This is a genomic window from Sulfuricaulis sp. (genome assembly GCF_049587675.1).
GTDB lineage: Bacteria > Pseudomonadota > Gammaproteobacteria > Acidiferrobacterales > Sulfurifustaceae > Sulfuricaulis.
Genome location: NZ_JBAVEJ010000217.1, coordinates 1 through 3,741, shown reverse-complemented (window position 1 = coordinate 3,741; position 3,741 = coordinate 1). Strand labels below are relative to the sequence as shown.

Here is a 3,741-nt window from a genome sequence, read left to right as displayed (position 1 = left end):
GGTATGCCAGGATCTCCTGTTGTGTGAGCGGGTAAAGGGAAGGTGGCGCAATCATGTATCCCGTTTTGCGCGTTTTACGGATTGAGGTATAGGAAGCGCATACACCCTGGAAAAAACGCCGCTTCTCCAGGTACTCCATATTTAGCCGTTCCGCCGCGACCAGATGGTGGACCAGCGCGCCGGGCTCGTAGATCGCCTTCAGCCCCTGTTCCTTGAGTTTCATGGTCAGCCCGGTTTCACCGTCTCCCTGGTAGCGTTGATAACGTCTCGGCACTAGATCAGGGTGAAACCCTCCGAGGCGCATCAGTGTGTCCCGGCGAATCGAGAAATTGAGCGTCCAGACATGATCGGGATCGATCTCGCGGCGCCGGTCCCCGTGATCAGAAAGACTGTAGTCGATGCAGAACGCATAATCAGGTCCGCGTTGCCACAACTGATCGACCCAGGCTGGCGGAGGCGCAGCATAATTCGGCAGATTCTTTCCTCCGACCAAGTGCACGGAAGGATCGGAAAATGCATCGCTGATCGATGCCAGGAAACCCCGGTCCGCAACAATGTCGTCGTCTATGTAAACCAGGATTGCGCCATGCGCCTCCGTTGCGCCTCGGTGACGGGCAGGAGTGGCCCCGGGAATGGCTTCGTAGACATACCGGACGTTGCAACGCGAGCCAATTCTTTCGATGTCTTCGTTGACCACCGACCGTGTGTCATCGGTGGAAACATTATCGATCACCAACACCTCATACCGTTCACGAGGAAAATCCTGATCGACGATTGACTGGAGCGCGCGACGCACTATCGCGCTGCGATCTTGCGTGGAGATGATAACCGAAAGTTCGGTCATAAATTTATTTTCCGATCAGTCCTTCGATCGTATCGAGGAGCGGGGAAATGCGCATGTCCAGGTCCAGGACTTCCGAATAAAAACGATGGCATTCAACGCTCCACTTTTCCAGGGTCTGATCGTCCAGCTTCCCCAAGGCCGCGGGCAGATCTTCAAGGACGCGGATGCGGAAACCTAGACCACGGTTCTCGACATAATCTCCCATAATGCCGTGATCGTTGACCACGACGGGAAGGGCATGCCGGAGATAAGTAATCGTCTTGCCGGAGGACAGTCCCAGATACTCCATGTTGAGTCCATCCTCGGGATCCGTAAATACGGGACGATACAAGGCAACACCCAGATCAGCGCTCCCCATAATGTCCATCAAGCCATCGAATGGCAAATCAGTCCACGGAGACGCCAGCATTCTGTCGGCTCCGGGATGACGCGCCTTCAACTCCAGAAATTTCTGCGCCATGCTGGAATAGTGAAGCACGAGCACCCAATTTCCGCCCCAGCTCCGGGTGTTCTCGACCAGTTCGTCAACCATCGTCCATGGCTGGGCCAAGCTGCCCGTATAAAGCATGATTTTTTTATCCGAAGACAGGCCCAAAGCCTTGTGCAGAGCCTTGGACCGGACCCGTGGCCGGGTGCCCGCCGCGGCCACGGGTATGTCGATGATTCTCTCAAGCGGAATATGGTTCTCGTTGGCCAGATGCTGCGAGCGCACCCGGTCCTGGCAGACGGCAAAACTGATTCCTCGGCAGGCTTCGATCTCGGGGCGTTTCCCCAGAGAACCCACTTCGGAGGAGAACGCGAGCTCGTAGGAGATCAATCCATACGGCACACGCAGAGCAGCCGAGACTTTCGCCGCCATGGCCACGCCCACCCGATCAACACCTATCACGAGATCACACCTGTCCGCCAGATGAACCTGGTTCCCCTCCAGATAGATATACCGGAATGACGGATGCTGATAGTTTTGCCTGAACTCGCGCGAGCGGGCGCAGTAGTAATCAACACCATAACCGCGTGCGCACAGAGCCTCGACGATACCGATCAGGTTGGGGTTGATTTCGAGCGAGCCGACCGGGTGCACCAACATTATTTTCTTCATAAACCCAATGCCCGCAACAACGGCCCCAAGTGTGCCTCGTAGTGCCGCCAGCGCTGCACCGATTGATTATAAATTGGCCGGCGGACCTGGTCATAGCTGGGGGTCGCGACCGACCTACGGTTCTCGTGGAAACTCAGGCAGCGTTGATCCCAGGGAAGGCCGCAAAAATCGAGCAGTCGGCGAATCTCCGTCTCGGGTTCGGAAACCAGTGCTTCATATCGAACCTCGTGCATCCTGATACGCAATACCGACCGCCAGTGCGTCATCAATCGCTGGTAAACCCGGTAGTAATGTCCCAAATGCTCCAGATTTGCAGTGTAGGGATGGTTGGCGCTCATCCGTTTGAAATAGTTGGAAAGACAGGTGTCCACCGGATCACGAACGCAGTGGATGACGCGTGCCGACGGCAGTAGCAGGTCGATGAGTCCGAGGCTCAAAAAATTATGCGGCAGCTTGTCGGTGACGCGCGTCGCCCCCTGCCCGATCTCTGCGAGCGCCGCGATGTAACGTCGCGCGGGCTGTTCGATATTGCGTCGCGTGAGCGCGCCCAGACATTCCGGGAAAGGCGCCGGATCGCCCATCAGCCTGGGGAGATCGCTGATGATCCCCGGTATGACCTCGAGTTCGCCGCCGGCCCGCACCTCGGGGTGGCTGGCGAGGATCTGTTCCACCAGCGTGGTTCCAGAGCGCGTCATGCCCACGATGAACACCGGCAACTCCGAGCGATTACTGGCCCGCGGGCGACGGGCCTGTGCTTGCGCGGAAAAAAATGAAATGAGCCGTTGCAGCTCGCGTTCCGCCACCACCGGGTCATAAACATACCCGGATAGGGCATTGGCCTGCTCATAATGCCTGAAAGCCTGATCGTAGCGCTTCATGCGGTCCAGCAGATCGCCGGCGGCAAAGTGCAGACCAATGCGCCCGTTGACGGGGGGAGATTCGTTGAGTGCCTCTTCGATCAGTTCCAGGGCGGGTGTTTCCTCGCCGGTGTGCCGCGCCACGGCTGCGAATGCGATGACCAACTGCGGATGGCGGTTTCCCCGGTCGAGCAGTGGGCGAAGAATATCCCGCGCGCGCTCGAACTGTCCTGATCGCTCCAGTGCGGCCGCCAGCCCGCCGATCGCGAGCGGGCTTTCCGGATCCAGCGCCAGGGACCGCTGGAATACTTCAATGGCCTTATCATAGCGACCCAAGGTCACTAAACACTCGCCATAACTCGTTTGATAGATTTCCTGATCCGGCGCGAGGGTCGCCGCCTTGCAGAAATACCGCTCAGCCTGCGCGCGGTTGCCGCCCTTCGCAAACTGGGAGAGCACGCGGCCCATCTGTCGCCAGGGCTCCGGTTTGTCCGGCGCCATCGCCGCGGCCCGTTCCAGAACTGTCATGGCCTCGGATGTCTGCCCGGATTCTCCCAGCATACATCCAAGAAAGGTCATGCATTCCGCGGAAAGCGGTGCCTCTCGGGTTGCCGCGCGCGCCAGTCTGATAGCATCGGTGTTCCTTCCCTGAGAGAACGCCGCCTTTGCTTCGGCAAATACCGCCGGCAGAGTTACTGCTTCAGCCTGAGTCACTTTCTTCATGTCTCTCCCGGAAGTTTCCTTTCCACCCATCCCGACAGGGATGCCAATTCCATGGTGATTTCAAGACGCACCCGCCGTTTCTGGTGTTCATGAGCCAGCACACACAAGCGCGCGTGCTTATATGCACGACAGGCGACAGCTCTGATGACCCGTGACGGAGCCATGTATTGGACAAGGGAAATCCACCCTCTGATTGAAAATGCAGATCGTATGTACAT

The 3,741-nt window shown here is 57.9% G+C and carries 3 protein-coding genes; all 3 read right to left on the bottom strand.

All coding sequences use genetic code 11. The features are described 5' to 3' along the window. Positions 1–844, bottom strand: an 844-nt coding sequence (locus WB402_RS11280) for a glycosyltransferase (protein ID WP_424207897.1), incomplete at its 3' end; no start/stop codon positions are given. A gap of 4 nt (positions 845–848) precedes the next feature. Beyond that, on the bottom strand, positions 849–1,943 hold the full coding sequence (locus WB402_RS11275; protein ID WP_424207895.1) for a hypothetical protein: 1,095 nt from the start codon (positions 1,941–1,943) through the stop codon (positions 849–851). After that, a complete protein-coding gene (locus WB402_RS11270) occupies positions 1,940–3,523 on the bottom strand; it encodes a tetratricopeptide repeat-containing sulfotransferase family protein (RefSeq protein ID WP_424207893.1) in 1,584 nt (527 codons plus the stop codon). The genes WB402_RS11275 and WB402_RS11270 overlap by 4 nt, the downstream gene beginning before the upstream one ends. Between the last annotated feature and the right edge of the window lie 218 nt (positions 3,524–3,741).